Source organism: Pseudomonas kilonensis (assembly GCF_001269885.1).
GTDB classification, from domain to species: Bacteria; Pseudomonadota; Gammaproteobacteria; order Pseudomonadales; family Pseudomonadaceae; genus Aquipseudomonas; species Aquipseudomonas kilonensis.
This window is the reverse complement of the sequence record NZ_LHVH01000019.1, coordinates 169796-190485: the sequence shown is the minus strand read 5'-3', so window position 1 is coordinate 190485 and position 20690 is coordinate 169796. Positions and strand designations below refer to the sequence as shown.

16 protein-coding genes and 2 pseudogenes are annotated in these 20690 nt (G+C 60.1%); 10 read left to right on the top strand and 8 right to left on the bottom strand.

The window, feature by feature from the left end; all coding sequences use genetic code 11:
- Both AD662_RS13230 and AD662_RS13225 read right to left on the bottom strand, forming a co-directional pair.
- Positions 1–501, bottom strand: a complete 501-nt coding sequence (locus AD662_RS13230; RefSeq protein WP_018602089.1) for a GNAT family N-acetyltransferase — start codon at positions 499–501, stop codon at positions 1–3.
- A gap of 1145 nt (positions 502–1646) precedes the next feature.
- Entirely contained in the window at positions 1647–3701 is a 2055-nt protein-coding gene (locus AD662_RS13225; RefSeq protein WP_053187831.1) for a 2Fe-2S iron-sulfur cluster-binding protein, read from the bottom strand.
- A 366-nt stretch (positions 3702–4067) separates the two neighbouring features.
- Between AD662_RS13225 and AD662_RS13220 the strand changes: the two genes are divergently transcribed.
- The 3 genes from AD662_RS13220 (at position 4068) to AD662_RS13210 (ending at position 7265) form a co-directional block, all read left to right on the top strand.
- Entirely contained in the window at positions 4068–4706 is a 639-nt protein-coding gene (locus AD662_RS13220) for a response regulator (protein ID WP_053187828.1), read from the top strand.
- Between the two features lie 318 nt (positions 4707–5024).
- Positions 5025–5522, top strand: a complete 498-nt coding sequence (locus tag AD662_RS13215; protein ID WP_024619760.1) for a hypothetical protein — start codon at positions 5025–5027, stop codon at positions 5520–5522.
- A gap of 105 nt (positions 5523–5627) precedes the next feature.
- The gene (locus AD662_RS13210) at positions 5628–7265 is read left to right on the top strand and encodes an ATP-binding response regulator (RefSeq protein ID WP_053187825.1); all 1638 of its coding nucleotides are present in this window, start codon (positions 5628–5630) and stop codon (positions 7263–7265) included.
- On the opposite strand, the pseudogene AD662_RS30145 reads toward AD662_RS13210, so the two are convergent.
- The 3 genes and pseudogenes from AD662_RS30145 to AD662_RS13200 form a co-directional block, all read right to left on the bottom strand.
- Positions 7246–7719: pseudogene (locus AD662_RS30145) on the bottom strand (methyl-accepting chemotaxis protein); the annotation flags it as partial. The gene AD662_RS13210 and the pseudogene AD662_RS30145 sit on opposite strands and share 20 nt — an antisense overlap.
- Before the next feature lie 114 nt (positions 7720–7833).
- A pseudogene (locus AD662_RS30140) lies at positions 7834–8511 on the bottom strand (PAS domain-containing protein); the annotation flags it as partial.
- A 174-nt stretch (positions 8512–8685) separates the two neighbouring features.
- The gene (locus tag AD662_RS13200; RefSeq protein WP_053187995.1) at positions 8686–9591 is read right to left on the bottom strand and encodes a transcriptional regulator GcvA; all 906 of its coding nucleotides are present in this window, start codon (positions 9589–9591) and stop codon (positions 8686–8688) included.
- Positions 9592–9703: 112 nt separating this feature from the next.
- On the opposite strand from AD662_RS13200, the gene gstA reads away from it, so the two are divergent.
- The gene (gene gstA, locus AD662_RS13195) at positions 9704–10321 is read left to right on the top strand and encodes a glutathione transferase GstA (RefSeq protein WP_053179237.1); all 618 of its coding nucleotides are present in this window, start codon (positions 9704–9706) and stop codon (positions 10319–10321) included.
- A 1551-nt stretch (positions 10322–11872) separates the two neighbouring features.
- Here gstA and AD662_RS13190 read toward each other — a convergent pair.
- Positions 11873–12820 carry an ABC transporter substrate-binding protein gene (locus AD662_RS13190; RefSeq protein ID WP_053179235.1) on the bottom strand — a complete coding sequence of 316 codons (948 nt, stop codon included), beginning with the start codon at positions 12818–12820 and terminating at the stop codon, positions 11873–11875.
- Positions 12821–13124: 304 nt separating this feature from the next.
- Here AD662_RS13190 and AD662_RS13185 point away from each other — a divergent pair, with 304 nt between their 5' ends.
- From AD662_RS13185 to AD662_RS13170, 5 genes are all read left to right on the top strand, one after another.
- Positions 13125–14117, top strand: a complete 993-nt coding sequence (locus AD662_RS13185; protein WP_053179233.1) for an aliphatic sulfonate ABC transporter substrate-binding protein — start codon at positions 13125–13127, stop codon at positions 14115–14117.
- A gap of 63 nt (positions 14118–14180) precedes the next feature.
- Positions 14181–15026 (top strand): ABC transporter permease, encoded by an 846-nt coding sequence (locus AD662_RS13180; RefSeq protein ID WP_018605143.1) that lies wholly within the window; start codon positions 14181–14183, stop codon positions 15024–15026.
- A gap of 3 nt (positions 15027–15029) precedes the next feature.
- Positions 15030–15743 carry an ABC transporter ATP-binding protein gene (locus AD662_RS13175; RefSeq protein WP_018605145.1) on the top strand — a complete coding sequence of 238 codons (714 nt, stop codon included), beginning with the start codon at positions 15030–15032 and terminating at the stop codon, positions 15741–15743.
- A 121-nt stretch (positions 15744–15864) separates the two neighbouring features.
- Positions 15865–16026, top strand: coding sequence for a hypothetical protein (locus AD662_RS29525; RefSeq protein ID WP_018605147.1), 162 nt, complete (start codon positions 15865–15867; stop codon positions 16024–16026).
- 47 nt (positions 16027–16073) lie between these two features.
- Positions 16074–16670, top strand: a complete 597-nt coding sequence (locus AD662_RS13170; RefSeq protein ID WP_162493997.1) for a helix-turn-helix domain-containing protein — start codon at positions 16074–16076, stop codon at positions 16668–16670.
- 1283 nt (positions 16671–17953) lie between these two features.
- Here AD662_RS13170 and AD662_RS29780 read toward each other — a convergent pair.
- Both AD662_RS29780 and AD662_RS13155 read right to left on the bottom strand, forming a co-directional pair.
- On the bottom strand, positions 17954–18457 hold the full coding sequence (locus AD662_RS29780; RefSeq protein WP_074849672.1) for a hypothetical protein: 504 nt from the start codon (positions 18455–18457) through the stop codon (positions 17954–17956).
- Positions 18458–18761: 304 nt separating this feature from the next.
- Complete coding sequence (locus tag AD662_RS13155; protein ID WP_053187816.1) at positions 18762–19718, bottom strand: threonine dehydratase; 957 nt, start codon at positions 19716–19718, stop codon at positions 18762–18764.
- Positions 19719–19810: 92 nt separating this feature from the next.
- Between AD662_RS13155 and AD662_RS13150 the strand changes: the two genes are divergently transcribed.
- Positions 19811–20626 (top strand): helix-turn-helix transcriptional regulator, encoded by an 816-nt coding sequence (locus AD662_RS13150; protein WP_053187813.1) that lies wholly within the window; start codon positions 19811–19813, stop codon positions 20624–20626.
- The last annotated feature ends 64 nt before the right edge of the window (positions 20627–20690 follow it).

Genomic DNA, 20690 nt, shown 5'->3' with positions numbered 1-20690 from the left:
CTAGCCAATGTACGAGTAAACAGCGAAGTCGAACCCATTGAACGGAAAAGAAGCGACCTCTTTCATCCCCATTTTCAAGTGCGCACGAAGCGACGCTTCATTGTCTTTACGTATGAAAAGAATGCCTTCGCGCCCAGGCTCGAGCCGTCGAAGATCCGCGAACATGCGTTGGGCCAAGCCCTTGCCACGCTCTTCCTCGCCTACGCAAATCGGACCATAGACATAGGCATCCGCCGCGCCAGGATAAGCGCCGAACATCGCCTGTACGATCGGCAGGTCGGCATTCATCGCACGCGTGGTGGTCATCAGGAAACCGGTGATATGGCCATCGCGACGCGCAACAATCAGGGGCATCTCCTGCATCATCGCCATCACACGGGCCTCTGGCAGGCTCGCAGAAAGCGAGCCGCCACGCGCCATCTGATTCGCAGCCTGAAGCACCAGGATTCCGTCAAGGTCGGCCTCATTGGCTCTGCCGACAACGCTTTCATGATTCGTCATTTGAGGTATCTCTGCTGGCTAATTAAATGACTACATTTACCGTGACTGCCAGAAGATTAGTACATGAAAACAATTTCAGGACTTGTACCTCAACAACGCGAGCCTTGATCCATAGGCAACACCCATACATTGCATTGCAACCGGATCAGTGCGGACTCGCTTGCCAAGGCATGATGGCTTTCCGGCGAAATTGGCTCGCTGGAAAGTGTCCACCATGTCCCCGCACACCCGTCAACCATGTGTCCGGTCCGTACAAAAAGCGCGAAAGTAACCAAAGCGCTCATGCCCCACCACTTGGCACCTCGCCTAGGCTCGGCGTGCCCCAGATCAACGTCCACCGCGAGGCGGCCTAGCAGCCGACCTGGTTCTGGTCGTACACCCGTCAGATCTGTGGGAGCAAAGCTTGCTCGCGATGAGGCCGGTACATCCAACATCACCGTAAACTGACACACCGCTTTCGCGAGCAAGCCCGCTCCCACAGGGGAGCGCGGGTGTTCGCAGCACCTGAACACGACACAAAAAACCATGTGGGAGCGGGCTTGCTCGCGAAGGCGTCGGCATAGCCAACATCACCGCAAACTGACACACCGCTTTCGCGAGCAAGCTCGCTCCCACAGGGGAGCGCGGGTGTTCGCAGCACCTGAACACGACACAAAAAACCATGTGGGAGCGGGCTTGCTCGCGAAGGCGTCGGCATAGCCAACATCACCGCAAACTGACACACCGCTTTCGCGAGCAAGCTCGCTCCCACAGGGGGCCGCGGGTGTTCGCAACATCTGAACACGACACAAAAAACTGTGGGAGCGAGCTTGCTCGCGATGAGACCGGCACATCCAACATCACCGTAAACTGACACACCGTCTTCGCGAGCAAGCTCGCTCCCACAGGAGAAACGCGGTCCCACCAAGAACCAGGTCGGCTATCAGGCCGCCTCGCGGTGGACGTTGATCTCGGCAATGCCTTCGAACCTAGGCGAGGCACCGAGTGGTGGGGCATGTGTTTTTGGTTACTTTTGGCAGGTCCCGCTCCCGGCTTTTCCAAAAGTGACCCGCCGTCAGGGCGGGACCCTAAGCAGCCGTTACCGCAGCAACGGCTATACACACCAATCCCAGCATTTCATCCGGTGAAACAGTCGGGCCGTCAGCCTAGACCTCGAGCACCAACGGCTCGCTCCCCTGGGCCGGCACCGCGCAACAGATCAGCACCTCACCTTCGCCAACCGGTTCGGCCGGCAGGCTCAGGTAATGCACCTGACCGCGGCTCAAGCGGGTTTTGCAGGTGCCGCAGGAACCGCCGCGGCAACTGAATTCCGGGTTCAGTCCGCGCGCTTCGGCCAGTTCCAGCAGCGTCCCACTGCCCGGCTCCCAACGTGCCTCCTTGCCGGAACTGGCGAACAGGACCTTCACCGCTTCACTCGCAGCCGGCACTTGCACGGGCGCAGGTACGCTGACTTCCAGATCCCGCACAAGCGTCGAGGGACCGAAGGTTTCCGCGTGGATGCGATCGTCAGGGATGCGCAGTTTGCGCAGCCCGTCGTACAGCGCCTGGGTAAAGCTGCCCGGCCCGCACAAATAGAAGTCGTAGTCGTTGAGCGGCAGCAGCGTCTTGAGCAGGTCCACATCGATCCTGCCCGCCAGGTCGTAGCCGTCAGTGCCTCCTCCCTCAGTGGGTGGCTGGCTGACCATGCGCAGAACCTGCAGCTTGTCGCCGGCACGGGCGGCCAGTTCGTCGATCTCGTCACGGAAAGCCAGGTCGGCCACCGAACGAGCGCTTTGCACCAGCCAGACCGGGCGCATGCGGCTGATGCGTTGGCCCTGGTAAACCACCTCGCGCAGCATCGACAACAACGGCGTGATGCCTACCCCCGCTGCCAGCAAGACCAACGGACGCCGCTCGGTGGCCTGGACGGTGAAATGGCCCTGGGGCGCCCGCGCCTCAATCTCGTGCAGCGCCTGCACCTGATCATGCAGGTGGGACGACACCGAGCCATCGCGCTTGACGCTGATGCGCAAAAAATCATCCGACGGCGCACTGGATACACTGTAGGTCCGGATCGATGGAGCGTTCTGCCCCTCCAACAAGATCCGCACCGGCAAATGTTGCCCGGCTTCAAACCGGGGCAAACCCAAGCCATCGCTCGCCTGCAGGTAGAACGAGCGAATGTCGGGGCTTTCATCCACCACCCGCGCGACCCGCAATGCACGCCAGCGGCTACGCAGCGCCTCGGCCTGCAAGCGCTCGGCGGCCTGCTCCCAACTGCCGGTCATCATTGAGTTGGGCGAGTCGCCTTCGTCCTGGTCCTTCCAACGCAGGGCAATGGCCGCCGGGCGATACACGATGCGTTGCGGGGTAAAGCGCAACAGCCGCTCGGCGCCCTGGAACGCGCTGATCTCGGGGTCGTCCAGCAGCACTTGCGCCGAGCCACTCATTTGCAGCAGATCGCCCGTCTGGAAATCGACGAACACCATCCCGGCCCGAGGATTGAGCAGGATGTTGCCCAGCGTGTTGAAAAACAGGTTGCCGGAAAAGTCCGGAATGGTCAGCGATCCATCTTCATCCATGCGCACAAACCCCGGCTTGCCGCCACGGTGGGAAGCATCGACCTGCCGCTCGCCATCGCGCACCACGTAGGTGGCGATATAGAACGAATCGGCCGCCGTCACCAGACGCCGCACCAGCGGGTCGGACACGGTCAGTTGACGCGGCGCAACAGCCCGCGCGTCGACAAACTGGTACTGGCGCAGGTTGATGTAGCGAGGGCAGTTGCCATACGCCTGGCTCACTGAAATCTCGAGCCCCGGGTCGAGTTGACGACGCACGACACCGTTCATGCGGTTGCGCCGGCGGGTGTGCAACTCGATGCCCAGCATCCCGATCGCATCGCCCTCACCCATGCCCTCCTGGGCCGGGTCGTTCGGCTCGGGCTCGAGGTTGATGTGCAGGGTCTGCGGATCGGGCGAGTTCATGAAGCCCGGTTGCCCAGCGCGCAGGGTCGCCCAGACGTCGCCTTGCCGATCCACCGCCCCCAGCACCACGAAAGGCAGTTGGGCGTAGAACGCCCGATGCTGGTCCGGCATCCAGGTACGCGCCAGTTGCCGTTGACCGACACCGGCCATCATGTCGACTGCCCCGACGGAGCGCTGCAAGGCCAGCTCTCCTTCGTGCCAGGGCGAGGTTTTTGCTTGCAAGGCTTCGTCCATCAGCTACTCCTCGCGCTCGCAGCATGAACGCCTGCGCCAGTGCGCTACGGTTGGGGATTCTCCGCCATCGTTTGCACGGCTGTGCAAGTGGCTGGAGTCATCTTCTGCCCAAAGCGGCGGCGCTGGAATACGCACAAACTGCAATCCACCGTTTCATAAAATGGAACGGTGGAAGCACGAGGAATGGCCCGAACGAAGGTCAGGTCCTGACGCTGGCAAAGTTCTTGGTCAGCTCGAGCAAGCTCGCTATTCTTTTCCGTCATAATCACTGGATTGTTCCAACATGAAAGGTTGTTTCAAACTTGAAACCCAAGGGGGTGGTTTAGGTTACGATTCGTGAACTGGAAGATCAGAAGGATCTGAAGCATGACGTGCAGAGTAATTGTGGCGGATGACCATCCTTTGTTTCGCGAAGGCATGCTGAGGACCATTGAACGACTCATGCCGACCGCCTCCATAGAACAGGCTGGCAATCTGGACGAAGTATTGGCGCTGGCACGTTCCGGGATGGAAGTGGACTCCCTGATACTCGACTTGCGCTTTCCCGGGATCAAATCGCTGCAGGTCATAGGCCAGTTGCGCAGTGAGTTCAAACGCACCTCGATCATTGTGGTTTCAATGGTCGATGACGTCGATGTTATTTCCCAGGTGATGGCGCTGGGTGCCGACGGTTTCATCGGCAAGAATATCGACCCCGCTGGTATTGCCGACGCCATCATGGCAATACGCGAAGGCGAAGTGGTGGTGAAGTATCAAGCCGAAAACGCGATCCTGGACGATGCACTTTCCCAACTGACCGCGCGCCAACGGCAAGTGCTTGGCTTGATCGCCGCCGGCAAGACCAACAAGGAGATAGCCCGGGACCTGGGTATCTCCCCGTTCACGGTGCGCATCCATGTCTCAAGCCTGCTCAAATCCCTCGGTGTGCCCACCCGCGCGGCGGCTGCGGCGCAGTTTTCCAACTTCCCAAGCAAGGGTGGATGGCCGGAAAAACAAGACAATTAAATGTATAACGACCGCGAATATTAATTGAGCATCACCCTCCCTGCCTGCCCATCTCCGAGGCCATAGCACACTTGTACTATAGCTTCGCCCAGTACTCTCCTCCTAAGCTGTGGACGCTCCATAAAAGGCTGTTCGAACAGCCAAACATAAAGTAACCAACGTGCCATACACCGTGCAGTGTCACTGTGCCTATTGAAACGTTATGGCGTGCGAAGCCTATGGATTTAATAAATCGATAGGCGGCGCAATGCTGGGTCAACTTCGCCGTCTGCCCGGTTGAAATGGAATGGTCCTGACATTAACTCAAGGTAAGTCATCATGTCCTTCGAATATGGAAAAGCACTTAGAAATGGAATGGCGCTGTGCGTGCTGGCGGGCGTACTCAACGGTTGTGCAAACACCGGCGACTTGGGCAACTTGATGAGTTCCTTGAATCAGGGCGCCAAAAAATACGACGTCTCTTACCTCAAGCAAACGATCATTCCGGGCAAGACGACAAAAGGCCAGATCACTCAAATGTTCGGCGCGCCGACAAATGAAGAACTCAATTCGACGAGCTCCAGTAACGAGTCGAACTGGACCTATGAAAAGACTGATGAGGGCCTGGATAGGTACATGAAGCTGGCCCATAAGTACGTGTCGACCGAAACCAGCCTGAAGATGTATGAAACCTCGGCGCAACTGTACAAGGCGCAAACCGTAGCCAATGACGTCAGCAGCGTGACCGGCACGAAAACAGGCCAAAGCCAGACCCAAGGTTCGGTATTGACCATCTATTTCGTCGATGACGTCGTGAAGTACTACAGGGTCTACTGACGCAATGGCATCGCCCGTTGGGGACAGCATCAAGTCTGTTCCCAACCTTCACCGAGGCTAGCCGCTACGCTTGGTGGCATCAGAGGTCATGCGGTGCCAAAGCCAGTGGAAAAGAACAGTGAACTCGACCAGGCCACATTACGCCTGATCGTCAGCGCTTGTGCGCTGTTGTATATCGTCATCCTGGTCGGCTTCTATCCAGAGGACGCCGCGAGCTACGTGCCCATCATTATCTACATCTGCACGTTCATCTTCGTCTCGGTATTCCTGCGCATGTTCATCAAGCGCTGGCCAGGTCACTTCTTCTGGCGGCACCTTTTCACGATGCTGCATGACTACTCCGGCATCGCATTTGCCATGGTACTGGGAGGCGAAGAGGCATTGCCGATCTACGCAGCGCTGCTCTGGGTCACGCTGGGCAATGGCATGCGCTTCGGCTCGCGCTACCTGGCGCTGGCAACCGTTATCGCGCTGTCGACCCTGATGCTGGTTTTCTGGCTGACTCCGTTCTGGCGTACGCAGCCCTACATGTTCCTGATGTTGATCGTCACCACCATCGTGGTGCCAGCCTACGCGCACATTTTGCTCAAGCGCACACGCATTGCCTCTGAAGAAGCCATTTCGGCCAATCAGGAGAAATCACGGTTCCTGGCCCAGGCCAGCCATGACCTGCGCCAACCGATCCACTCCATCGGCCTGTTCACCGCCTGCTTGCGTGACGCCAGGCTGGGGCTGGAAGAATTACGGCTGGTGGACAACATCGACCGTTCACTGCACACCGTGTCGCAGTTGTTCCGTTCGATCCTCGATATCTACACCCTCGATCACGGCAAGCTGACCCCGCAGGCCGATACCGTCCACTTGGGCGCTTTACTGCAGGACGTCGTCAAGCAGAACACCGAGGCGGCGCGCTGGGCCGGCGTTGAGTTGCGCCTACGTGCCTGTCCTTACTGGGTCAGCGTCAATCCCGGTTTGCTGACCACGATGGTGCAGAACCTGCTGTCCAATGCCCTCAAATACGCGCCCGGCCAACCGGTGCTGATCGGCGTGCGGCGCCAGGGCAAGCGCCTGACCGTGGTGATCTACGACAAGGGGCGCGGCATTGCTGCCGAACATTTGCCCGAAGTGTTCAAGGAGTTCTACCGCGTGCGCCATGTGCGCGACAAAGATGTCGAGGGCCTTGGTCTTGGCCTGTCCATCGTCAAACGCATCAGCCTGATACTCGGTGTCGATGTACACATCCGCTCCAAAGTCGGACAAGGCACCAGGGTGGCGATCAGTGGCCTGGAACCGGCGACACCCCGCGTCATGGTGCCCAAGGTGGTGCCCGTACAGAATCGCCTGGACGGGTTGCGGGTGTGCTTGGTAGAGGACGATGCCAACGTGCTGATGGCAACCTCGGCGCTGCTGGAAAAATGGGGGTGCGAGGTTGAAACCCACAGCGACGGCGAGGGGCTGACCAGCGATTGCGACATCGTCATCGCCGATTTCGACCTGGGCACAAAAGTCTCGGGCGCCGAATGCATCGCCGCGCTACGCGAGCAGCGCGGCTGGCAAGTCCCGGCGCTGATCATCACCGGGCATGAGATCGAGCGGATACGCCAATCACTGCAAAGCCTGAACATCTCGGTGCTGGCCAAGCCCGTGCGACCGCCGGAGCTGCGAGCGGTATTGCTTGAACGGGTCAAGCGCATGGATCGCCAGGGCGAGGACTCAGCTCACCTCAACCCACCCAGCCGATAGCCGTCTTGGGAATCACCTCGGACTCGTCGAGCTTGGACGCAAACATACTCACGGCCTCAAGTGCATCCGTGGTCCCGTTCCTGATTTGCACGATGACCGAACCGGCCTGATCTGCCAGGGTGACGCCGCGCAATGCGCCTTCATGGGTCACGTTCATGCTGGCGACGGCTTCGCGGGTCTCGGAGAGGATCATGCCGATCATTTCGGCAATCTCCGAGGTGGAGCGACTGGTGCGCCCGGCCAGTTGCCGGACCTCGTCGGCCACCACCGCGAATCCCCTCCCCTGGTCCCCGGCCCGCGCCGCCTCGATGGCCGCGTTGAGGGCCAGCAGGTTGGTCTGGTCGGCAATGCCGCGAATGGTGTTGACGATGGCCGTGATCTCTTCCGAACGCGCCCCCAACTGCCCAACCAGACGCGCGGAAGAGCCAATGTTGTCGGCAATCTCGCGCATCTCCTTGGCAGTCTGGTGAATCACCTGGGCACCCTGTTCGGCCACGCGTTCGGTCTCGGCGGAGATATGGTACGCACGGGAAGCGCCGCGCGAGTCCTCTTCGAATTTCTCCACCCGTTCGCTGATGTCACTGGCGAACTTCACGATCTTGCACAACTTGCCCTCGGCGTCGTAGACCGGGTTGTAGCTGGCTTCCAGCCAGACGACCTTGCCGTTTTTGCCGAGACGCTTGAATTGACCGCTGAAAAACTCACCCGCGTTGAGACGCCGCCAGAAATCACTGTACTCCGAGCTACCGACCAGGCTCGGTTCGCAAAACATCCGGTGGTGCTTGCCCTTGAGCTCTGCCAGCGAGTAATTCATGACATTCATGAAGTTGTCGTTGGCAGTCAGGATGTTGCCGCCCAGGTCGAACTCGATCACCGCCATGGCACGATCAAGTGCCGCCAGCCGACCACGAGTTTCGGCCTCGTTGGCAACCTTGGCGGTGACATCGAGCGCGTACTTGACCACCTTCACGACGCGCCCTTGTTCGTCCACTACCGGGTTATAGCTGGCTTCCAGCCACACGTTCTGCCCTTGCGCGCTGCGTCGCTGAAACGTGCCAGAAACGAATTGACCGGCGCGCAACTGGTTCCAGAATTCACGGTACTCGGCGCTGCCCACCAGCGCAGGCGTGCAGAAATCCCGATGGGACAGGCTGGCCAATTGATCCGCGCGGTAGCCCATCGTAGCAAGGAAATTCTCGTTCGCCCGAAGGACCTTGCCATCGGGGCTGAACTCGATCACAGCCATCGACCGCTCCAAGGCGCCGACCAGTCCTTTGTAGGTTGCCAATTCGGCCGTCCTAGCCGTCAGTTCATTTTTTAGTGTTGTATTAAACATGACGTACCCTCGGTGAACCCTGAAAGTAAGCGGACCTTCTATTCATATCGGCTCACTGACTGGAGGCTGAACGGTACGCTGTAATTATGTTTCGGCGCCAAAACCCACCGAATCCATCAACCAGGTTCTAAAGGCCTGCACTTTGGGGGTGTCGGCTGTTTCATGCGGGCTCACGAAATAAAAGCCGAGGTCAGATTTCAAGCGCAGATCAAAGGGTGCAACCAATCGCCCGGCCTTCAGGTCATCCTCGACATAGGTTGACCGCCCGATGCACACCCCCAGACCGTCAACGGCGGCCTGAACAGCCATCATGGCCAGGTCGAATGTCAGCCGGCTGCCTTCGGCCAGTTTTTTCGGTTGGCCGGCTGCACTCAACCAGGCACTCCAGTCGTCGCGGGTCACCCCGCTGACCTGCAACAAGGTGTGCTGGGCCAGATCGCGCGGATTCTCCAAGGCCGTCGGACCTTGCAGCAGCCTGGGGCTGCACACCGGAAAGATCTCATCGGCCATCAGCCAGTCGGCACGCAAGCCCTTCCAGTCCCCGGAACCGTAACGAATGGCCGCATCGACGCCGCCCTTACGAAAATCCACCCGTTCGGTGGATGCCGTAACGCGCACGTCAATGTTGGGAAACGCCTGCTGGAATGACGCCAGTCGCGGCAACAACCATTTGGAGGCAAATGAAACCAGGGTACTGATCGTCAAGACGCTGTTATTGCGGCTCTCCAGCAACGTCTGCGTGCAATAGCGCAACTCATGGAACGCCGCGCGAACGCCTGGGAAATAGGCATGGCCTTCGTTTGTCAGGGCCAGGCCATCCTTGAGCCGCAAGAACAAGCGCACGCCCAGCTCCTCTTCGAGTCGGCGAATTTGATGGCTGATGGCTGTTTGAGTGACGTTCAGCTCCTCTGCGGCTTTGGTAAAACTCATATGCCGCGCGGCTGATTCGAATGCTTTCAGGCCGTTGAGGGAAGGGATTCTTGTAGCCATGGGGTTTGGCTTGCTCATGAGATTTTGTCATACGCTAGCACTGAAGATGTCCTTTGAAAATGTTTCGGCCCTCACCGATTCTGGCGGCACGTCCCCTGTCCTTGAGGAAACCATGAAACTGTACTTTGCCCCCATGACTTGCTCATTGTCCCCGCACATCGTGCTGCGGGAATTGGGCCTGCCCTTTGAATTGATTCGGGTCGACAACAAGACCAAGCGAACTGCCGATGGGCTCGATTTCCTGACCATCAACCCCAAGGGCTACGTGGCAGCCTTGGTACTGGATAACGGGAATGTCCTGACCGAGGGGCCCGCCATCATCCAGTACCTGGCCGACCTGGTTCCCGCAAATACGCTGGCGCCGGCCAATGGCACTTGGGAGCGGGTTCGCTTGCAGGAATGGTTGAACTTCATCACCTCCGAGATTCACAGCGGATGTGCGCCGCTGTTCAACGCCGATATGGCAGAGCCGACCAAGGCCATCTTCAGGGCAAAACTGTTCAAGCGCCTGGATTACCTCAGCCAGGCCCTTGAACAACAGGATTACCTGATGGGCACCTTTGGCCTGGCCGACAGCTATTTGTTTACCGTCTTGAACTGGCTGCCGTTGTTCAATATCCAGATCAGGGACTGGCCGGCGCTGGCGTCGTTCATGGCACGAATCGCCGCACGCCCCAGCGTCCGGGCGGCCATGGTTGCGGAAGCGGCATCCAATCTCGGTGCGATCTGACCCACCGCTATCGCGAGCAAGCTCGCTCCCACAGGGGATCCAGGGTGTAGCTCGAATTTCATGATCACCCCGGAAAACTGTGGGAGCTGAGCTTGCTCGCGATGGCGGCGGCACATTCAACATCCTTGCCAGCTGACCCTCCGCTATCGCGATCAGGCTCGCTCCCACAGGGGATCCAGGGTGTAGCTCGAATTTCATGATCACCCCGGAAAACTGTGGGAGCTGAGCTTGCTCGCGATGGCGGCGGCACATTCAACATCATCGCAAGCTGACCCTCCGCTATCGCGAGCAGGCTCGCTCCCACAGGGGATCCAGGGTGTAGCTCGAATTTCATGATCACCCCGGAAAACTGTGGGAGCTGAGCTTGCTCGCGATGGCGGCGGCACATTCAACATCCTTGCCAGCTGAACCTCCGCTATCGCGAGCAGGCTCGCTCCCACAGGGGATTCGGGGTGTAGCTCGAATTTCATGATCACCCCGGAAAACTGTGGGAGCTGAGCTTGCTCGCGATGGCGGCGGCACATTCAACATCCTTGCAAGCTGACCCTCCGCTATCGCGAGCAAGCCCGCTCCCACAGGGGATTCGGGGTGTAGCTCGAATTTCGTGATCACCCCGGAAAACTGTGGGAGCTGAGCTTGCTCGCGATGGCGGCGGCACATTCAACATCCTTGCCAGCTGACCCTCCGCTATCGCGAGCAGGCTCGCTCCCACAGGGATTCGGGGTGTAGCTCGAATTTCATTATCACCCCGGAAAACTGTGGGAGCTGAGCTTGCTCGCGATGGCGGCGGCACATTCAACATCCTTGCCAGCTGACCCTCCGCTATCGCGAGCAAGCTCAGCTCCCACAGGGATTCGGGGTGTAGTTCGAATCTCATGATCACCCCGGAAAACTGTGGGAGCTGAGCTTGCTCGCGATGGCGACGGCACATTCAACATCCTTGCAAGCTGACCCTCCGCTATCGCGAGCAGGCTCGCTCCCACAGGGGATCCGGGGTGTAGTTCGAATTTCATGATCACCCCGGAAAACTGTGGGAGCTGAGCTTGCTCGCGATGGCGGCGGCACATTCAACATCCTTGCAAGCTGACCCACCGCTATCGCGAGCGGGCTCGCTCCCACAGGGATCCGGGGTGTAGTTCGAATCTCATGATCACCCCGGAAAACTGTGGGAGCTGAGCTTGCTCGCGATGGCGGCGGCGGCACATTCAACATCCTTGCCAGCTGACCCTCCGCTATCGCGAGCGGGCTCGCTCCCACAGGGATTCGGGGTGTAGCTCGAATTTCGTGATCACCCCGGAAAACTGTGGGAGCTGAGCTTGCTCGCGATGGCGGCGGCACATTCAACATCCTTGCAAGCTGACCCACCGCTATCGCGAGCGGGCTCGCTCCCACAGGGATCCGGGGTGTAGTTCGAATCTCATGATCACCCCGGAAAACTGTGGGAGCTGAGCTTGCTCGCGATGGCGGCGGCACATTCAACATCATCGCAAGCTGACCCACCGCTATCGCGAGCAGGCTCGCTCCCACAAAGGCCTGCGGACGGGGCTCGGTTTATTCGCTCAAGGCCTGGGTGAAGGATCTGTCGATAATCCCCGCAGTGGCCAGCGGTGCCGGCAGCGCCTTGACCTTGAACAGGAAGTCCGCCGTGCTTTGCAGATCGGCGGCAGCCTGTTGGTCCACCGGGCCGACACTCATGTGTGCCTGGCGCAACCAATGACGCGAGACGTTCTGGTCGAGATTGGCCTTTTTCGCCCACAGGTCTGCGTATTGGTCGGTGTGGTTGTCGACCCAGGCGCGGGCTTGCTTCACACGCCCGAGAAAGTCGGCGATGGCTTCGCGCTTACCGTCGATGGCCGGCGTCGAAGCGGCAATGGCGCTGAGGCCGGGCATGAGGTTTTTCGCCGTCAGGATTGGCCGGGCACCGGAAAACAGGATCTGTTGCGAGATGTAGGGTTCCCACACCGGAAACGCATCGATGCTGCCCTGGGGCAAGGCCGCCGCCGCGTCGATCGGCATCAGCTTGACGAATGCCACATGGTTCTCCGGCAGGCCAGCCTGTTCCAGGGCGCGCAGGGTCAGTTGCTGGCTCCAGGCGCCCGGCCAATAGGCGACCTTCTTGCCCTTGAGGTCGGCGATGGTCTTGACCGGTGAATCCTTGGGTACCAGCAGCGCGATAGTGTCCGGGTTCTGCCGAGAAACACCGATCAGTTTCACCGGTGCCTGTTTGGCAGCCAGGAACAGAAAACCCGAATCGCCGAGAAAACCCAGGTCCAGATCGCCGGTACTCAGCGCCTCGGCCAGGGGCGCGGCGGCCTGGAAGTGTTTCCAGTCGACTTGGTAAGGTGCGCCCTCAAGCACACCCGAGGCCTCCACCGACGCCCGTACGTTGTAATAGTTCTGGTCGCCGACGTGCAATACCAACGGCTCGCTGGCCTGGACCAACGGTGCGGCGAACAATGTGCTGAGGAGCAGACGGCGCAGGGATTGGGAGACCTTCATGAAGACATTCCTGAATGAATTTAATAGAACATAACGCTCTAGCAATTCACATTTGAAATTCTTTTAACGCATAAGCTCAGAGCCACAAACAGCCAGTGTCCAGGGCGCAACAGTGCCGCAACAGACTGTTGGCTGGGCAACACCTCCCTAAAGCCTTCACCCCATGGCGACGCCCGCAAAACCGCCCTTTCCCGGGCTATGGCACAGAGCCTGCAATATTCCTTTCAAGCGCGATTTCCTCCCGCCGTCCGATTTTTCGGAAATAAGAACATTGCCTTCCCGCCGCCTTGTCTGGAGCTGTTCCATGAAACCCGACGTCCGCTTCTCCCTGGCCCGTGCCAGATATTTGATCAGCGCCTGCGCCCTGGTGCTGGGCCTGCCGTCCCTGGCCCTGGCCGCAGAAAGCCCTCCGGCCGAAGTGCACCTGGACTACGCCTATTACTCACCGGTCAGCCTGGTGCTCAAGCACTTCGGTTATCTGGAAAAAGCCCTGCCCCAGACCAAGGTCAGCTGGGTCCTGAGCCAGGGCAGCAACCGTTCCCTGGAATACCTCAACAGTGGCGGCGTCGACTTCGCTTCGTCTGCCAGCCTCGCCGCGGTGCTGAGCCGGGCCAACGGCAGCCCGATCAAATCGGTGTATGTCTACAGCCGCGCCGAATGGACCGCCCTGGTGGTGCGCAAGGATTCGCCGTACCAGACGATCGCCGACCTCAAGGGCAAGAAAATCGCCGCCACCAAAGGCACCGATCCTTATCTGTTCACCCTGCGCAGCCTGCAACAGGCCGGGCTGAAAAAAGACGATGTGGAGCTGGTGCACCTGCAGCACCCGGACGGGCGCACCGCCCTGGAAAAAGGCGACGTCGACGCCTGGGCCGGTCTCGACCCGCACATGGCCGCCAGCGAAGTACAGGCTGGATCGCGCCTGCTGTATCGCAACCCGGCCTTCAACAGCTACGGCGTGGTCAGCGTCACGGAAAAATATGCCCAGGAGCATCCGCAGACCATCAACACCGTGCTCGCGGCCTACGAACAGGCCCGGGCGTGGTCGGTGGAGCATCCGCAAGAACTGGCTAAATTATTGGCCGACGAATCCGGCCTGCCGCTGGAAGTGGCCAAGCTGCAACTGTCGCGCACCGATCTGGGCAGTCCGCAGTTGAGTGCCAAGGATGTGCTGGCCTCCAAGGCTGCCGCGCCGATCCTGGTCTCCGAAGAGTTGGTACGTCGCGGGGTGAATGTCGACCAGGTGATTGATCAATTGCTCGACACCGGCCGCCAGCAGGCCGTGGCCCGCCAATAACCCCTTGCCCAAGCGACAACCGATCCGCGCCTGTCGCGGATTCGGCGTTGCCGGAGAACCGCCATGAGCAGCAACAGCAAAGACCTCTCCAGCCCGCGCCTGGCCCTGTCCGCGCCGGACAAAGCGCCGCTGTTCAATCCCGACCATTGGCGGCTGCGCCTCAAGGGATTGGCCCTGCCGGTGCTGATCATCGTGTTCCTGGAAATCATCGTGCGCATCGGTTGGCTGCCCGCCTACCAGATGCCGGCCCCCAGCGAGATTGCCCTGACCCTCGGCGACCTGGCCGAAGGTGCGCTGTGGAAACACATCAGCGCCAGCCTCTTGCGAGTGTTGCTGGGCTTTGCCATCGGCGCCGGCCTGGCCTTGATCTTCGCCGCCTGGGTTGGCCTGAGCCGGGAAGCCGAAGCCTATCTGGAGCCGACCTTCGCCGGTCTGCGCTCGATCCCCAGCCTGGCCTGGGTGCCATTGCTCCTGCTGTGGCTGGGCATCGACGAAACCTCGAAAGTGGTACTGATCGCCATCGGCGCGTTCTTTCCCGTTTACCTCAATGGCGTGGCGGCGATTCGCAACATCGACCGCAAACTGGTGGAGGTCGGCCACATGTACGGCTTCAGCCGCCGCCGTCTGGTGCGCCGGATTCTCCTGCCGGCCGCCCTGCCCGGCCTGTTCACCGGCTTGCGCAGCGGCATGAGCCTGGCCTGGATGTTCCTGGTGGCCGCCGAACTGATCGCCGCAACCAAAGGCCTGGGCTACCTGCTCAGCGATGGCCGCGAAACCTCGCGCCCAGACATCGTGCTGGCGGCGATCATCGTGCTCGCCCTGCTGGGCAAGCTCAGCGACGGCATGCTTGCCGGCCTGGAAAAACGCTTCCTGGCCTGGCGCGACACCTTTAACGGCACCGAGGAATGAGCCATGACCCAAGCCCTGCTGGAGATCCACGTCGAGCGCAAGACCTTCGCCGCCACCACCGTGCTCAATCACATCCACCTGCAATTGCAGCCTCGGGAAACCGTGAGCCTGTTGGGCCCCAGCGGCTGCGGCAAAAGCACCTTGCTGCGCATCGTCGCCGGCCTGGAAAAGGACTTTGAAGGGCAACTGCTCAGCCACACCGAACAGTTGGCCTTTGTGTTTCAGGAACCGCGGTTGATGCCCTGGCTGACGGTGCAGCAGAACATCGGCTTCAGCGATGACGACCATTACGACCAGGCCTGGGTCGCGCAGTTGATCGAGGAAGTCGGCCTCACGGGTTTTGCCGATGCCTTGCCCAAGGCGTTGTCCGGCGGTATGGCGCAACGGGTGGCGATTGCCCGCGGCCTGTACTCGCGGCCACAGGTGCTGTTGCTGGACGAGCCCTTCAGCGCCGTGGATGCCTTCACCCGGATGAAACTGCAGGACCTGTTGCTGCAACTGGCCGAGCGGCACGCCATCGCCCTGTTGCTGGTGACACATGATGTCGACGAGGCGCTGTACCTGAGCGACCGGGTGTTGGTGATGGATAACCGCCCCAGCCGCATTCGCCAAGAATTGGCGGTGCAACTGGACCACCCGCGTGACCGGCGCGACCCGTTGCTGGCCCGACTCAAGGCGCTGGCCCTGACCGAATTGCACCGCGCCCACGTGATTTGATCAGGCGTCTCGCTAAGAACACAAAAGCATTAATAAATAAACAATCAGTATTTATGGTTATAAACATAACCACGTACTCTCAGCTCATCCCGTCCCATTGGTCACGACAGTGAAGTGCCTTATGAAACCGACTGACAACGTTATCGACTTCGTCCAATTCCGCAAACGCAAGCAGGCCCAGCAACTGGCCCGGGCCATGTGGGAAATGTACGCGCGTAATGCCGGTTACCAGGCGTTCCAGTGGATTCAGGCGTCCCAGCCGACCAGGACGTACCAGGCGTGAGCGCCCAGGAACCCTCGCGCTTTTTGGCGAGTACCGATGAACCCGAAGTGGACCTCAATCACCTGGAAGCCTTGGATGAGGATCCGATCTGCGAACGGGTTGCGCAGAACCTGCAACGCCTGCGCGGCAAACGACACCTGTCCCTCGACGCCCTCGCCCGCCAGTGCGGGGTAAGCCGGGCCATGCTGGCGCAGATCGAATCCGGACGCAGCGTGCCGTCGATCAAGGTGCTGTGCAAAATCGCCAAGGGTCTGAAGGTGTCGGTCGCCGCGTTCCTGGAACACCGGGCTTTCGAAGGGGTGGCGGTGCTGTCGGCCAGCCAGAGCAAACGCCTGGTCAGCGCCAACGGTGCGTTCGTCAGCCGTGCCTTGTTTCCGTTCGATGTGGCACGCCAGTCGGAATTCTACGAGCTGCGCCTGAGCCCCTTGGGCGAAGACCAGTCCGAAGGGCACGGGCCTGGCGTCCAGGAAAACCTGGTGGTGTCCCAAGGTGTGCTGGAGATCAGCGTCAACGACGAGCGCTACCTGCTCTCCACGGGCGATTCGATTCTATTCTATGCCGACCAGCCTCACCGCTATCGCAACCCGGCCGACAGTGAAGCGGTGGCGTATCTGGTGGTCACCTATCCGGAACGCCTGGACTGAAAGGCAGGGTGGTGTATAGCAGGGTGGTGTATATCCGTTTCTTCGGTAACGGCCACTGACGGTTCCGCTCTTACAGCGGCTCACTTTTGAGAAGCGCAAAAGTAAGCAAAACGCTTCTGCCCCACCACTCGGTGCCTCGCCTAGGCTCGGCATGCCTGAACGAAGGTATTGCTCCGTGGGCCGCCGCGAAGGGCCATCCATGGCCCAGCGCGGCTAACCCGGCATCCATGCCGGGTTGCCCACTGCGCAATACCTTCGTTCAGCCATCGTGGTTAACGGGGCGCCCGAGATCAACGTCCACGACGAGGCGGCCTGATAGCCGACCTGGCTCTGGGTGACCGCGTTCCTCCTGTGGGAGCGGGATTGCTCGCGAAGGCGGTGTCACAGTCAATGAAGATGTTGGATGGGCCGGCCTCTTCGCGAGCAAGCCCGCTCCCACAGGAGGTCTGTGTTGGATATAAATTTTGTGTCCACCGAGGGTTGAATGTGGGAGCGAGCCTGCTCGCGATGGCGGGGGTTCAGTCAATGAAGATGTTGAATGGGCCGGCCTCTTCGCGAGCAAGCTTTGCTCCCACAGGAGGTCTGTGTTGGATATGAATTTTGTGTCCACCGAGGATTGAATGTGGGAGCGAGCCTGCTCGCGATGGCGGGGGTTCAGTCAATGAAGATGTTGAATAGCAAGCTTTGCTCCCACAGGAGGTCTGTGTTGGATATGAATTTTGTGTCCACCGAGGATTGAATGTGGGAGCGAGCCTGCTCGCGATGGCGGGGGTTCAGTCAATGAAGATGTTGAATGTGCCGGCCTCTTCGCGAGCAAGCTTTGCTCCCACAGAACTGACGGGTGTACGACCGGGAGAGCCAGGTCGGCTACTAGGCCGCCTCGCGGTGGACGTTGATCTCGGCGCCCCGTTAACCACGCTGGCCGAACGCAGGCATTGTGGAGTGGGCACCTCGGCATGGATGCCGAGGTAGCCGCGCTGGGCCATGGATGGCCCTTCGCGGCGGCCCACGGAGCAATGCCGGAGTGAGGGCACGCCGAGCCTAGGCGAGGTGCCGAGTGGTGGGGCAGAAGCGTTTTGCTTACTTTTGACTGGGCCGGCTTCCGGGCTTCTCAAAAGTGAGCCGCTGTAAGAGCGGAACCGTCAGTGGCCGTTACCGAAGAAACGGATATACACACCGCCTGAAACAAACCTCAGAACGGAATACCACCCCCCCCCCCGCTAACGGCATAAGTAAACAACATCACCGCACTGCCAGGCCTCCCCACTGACCGTAGCAACGAATCAGCAGGTGCAGCACATCATCGGCATACCGTTGCAGCTCATCATCATCGGCATGCTGCAGTCGTTCATCATCTTCATCATCAAGGCGCAGCAGCTTTTCATCATGTCCATGTTCATGCCAGCCATCGGCATGACTTTGCACATCATGCAGTCAGCCATCACCGTGCATTCCATCACACACTTCATCGACGGCATCGGCATGCCCATCATCGGCATTGGCATCATCATGCTCGCCATCGGCATGGCCATGCTCGCCGGGGACATGCACATCATGCTCATGTTGCCGCAGTGCATCATCATTGGCATGCCGCAGTTCATCATCATCTGCATCATGTCGGCGCTGGTCTTGAACATGGCCATGTCCATGCCGGCAGCGGGCATCATTTTGCACAGCATGCCGTCATCCATCATTTCGCAGGTCATGGTCGCCATCATCATCGGCATGCCCATCATTGGCATCATCGGCATGTTGGCGTTCATCGGCATCTGCATGGCATTCATCATGGTGGTGTTCCCTGTAAGGTTCGAGAGTCGGAAGAGGCTGATGGGGCGGATTCTAAGGATTGGCCCGGGCCCGACAAGATGACGGTCGAACAGCAGGAATGAACGTTCAAGCAGGCTTACCGGAGTGACGCGCGCAGAGTCGTCTGCTGCTGCATGCCCTGCGCTTCCATTGCAGATATTTCCCCTACGACCGCTTCGATTCTCCGGTCATGGATATGCCATCCAAACCTATATAAATAACCGTAAGAAATAATCGATCTAAACTTGTCGCGTGGAAACGCCTGCCACAGCGGCAAGCCTGGATTCAGCCAATCAGATTCGCGTACACCGGCCGGTCGATATTCCCACCGGACAAAATCACCGCCACCCTTTTCCCCCGCATCGTTTCACGCTCCTGCATCAGCGCTGCCAAGGTGGCAGCGCCGGCACCTTCGGCGAGGTTGTGGGTGTCGGTGTAATACGCCCGCATGGCCCCGGCAATTTCAGCGTCGCTGACCGCTACGATTCGCGCCGCCCCGGCCCCGTAGATGGCAAAGGCCTCGGGAATGGGTTTGCGCACGGCCAAGCCGTCGGCAAAGGTATTCGCCGAAGCGGTCTCGCATAGCCTGCCCGTTTCAAACGACAACTTCGCCGCAACGGCCTCGGTGGACACCACGCCCACCACGTGGGTCTTCAGGCCCAAGGCATCGCGGGCGGCGATGACCGCGCAGATCCCCGAGCCACAGCCTATCGGCACATAGACGGTGTCCAGGTCCGGCACCGCGTTGAACAGCTCAAGGCCATAGGTCGCCACGCCCTTGACCAACTCGGGATGGAACGGCGGCACCAGATAGAGGCCATGCGCTTGGGCCAGGCGCGCGGCCTCTTCACGGGCCTCATCGAAATCGCGGCCATACTCGACCACCTCACCGCCAAAACCGCGCATGGCGTTGTTCTTCTCCACCGAGTTACCTTGCGGCACGACGATCAACGCTTTCAAACCCAATGCGCTGGCCGCCAGCGCCAGGCTCTGGCCGTGGTTGCCGCGAGTCGCCGTGACGATGCCTTTTGCCTCTGGGTGCTCGCGCTTGAGCCAGCGCACGAAGGTCAGGCCGCCGCGTACCTTGAAGGCCCCCGTCGGGGTGTGATTCTCGTGCTTGACCCACACCGTGCAACCCAGCCGTTCAGCCAACAAGGGCCAGGCGTACTGGGCGGTGGCGGGCATGACTTCGTATAAGTGGCGGGCAGCTTGTTCAATATCGTCGCGTGTCAGTGTGTGCATGATGGGCCTCCGGGTTTTGCCCAGTCTAATCAGGGCTCCACCGGCGGGCTTTCAGAAAACTGACCTGACTTTCTGACCCTCTCTTCACTACTATGCTGTTCATGAACCCTCGAAACCGCCAACAGCCGCCCCAGTCCGAACCGGTCCGTCGCATCGAGGCAGGGCCTTGGGCGATCGAATTGCTGCCCGGCTGCGCCTACGCCACCCGCTATGTCGCGACCCAGTCGGCGATCGGCTTCGCCTTCGACAGCCAGCGCGGCCTGCACGCCATCGGCAGCGACCGCGTGCAACCCTTCGAAGCGATCCCCAACGGCCTGGCTTTCGTCCCCGCCGAATGCGACGTGTTCTCCGAATCCCCCAGGGGCGGTGAATACCTGCGGGTCGTGCGCACCGACGGTATGGCGTTGCCGGGGGAACAGGCGTTCAACAACCGGATGGATCCGCAGGCCACCCCCCTCGCCCTGAGGATGCGCAGCGCATTGCTGCGTGCCACCGCAGACGATGACTGGGAAGCCTGGACGCTCGGATTGGCTGAACGGGTGAAGGCGCACAAGACGTTTTCGGCCTCCGTACAAGGGTCCATCACCGGCGGACGAATGCGCCTGCTCGACGAGTTCATCGACGCCGGTCTCGACGGTCCGCTGGGGGTCAAGGAAATGGCCGGCCTGCTTGGCTTGTCCGAAGGGTATTTCATGCGGGCATTCAAACAGGCGACCGGCAAAAGCCCACACAGCTACCTGATCGATCGGCGCCTGGCCAAGGCACGGGCGCTGATGTGTGATTCAACCGCCCGCCTGACCGACATCGCGCACACCTGCGGCTTCAACTCCCAGGCGCACATGACCACGCTGTTCAAGCAACGCCTTGGCGTCAGCCCGGCGCAGTTGCGTGGGTATTCGAGGCCCTGAACGAACGGGACAAGCGGCAGATGCGAGTCATCTGAGGTCCGAAGTGGCGCCCCAAAATCAAATT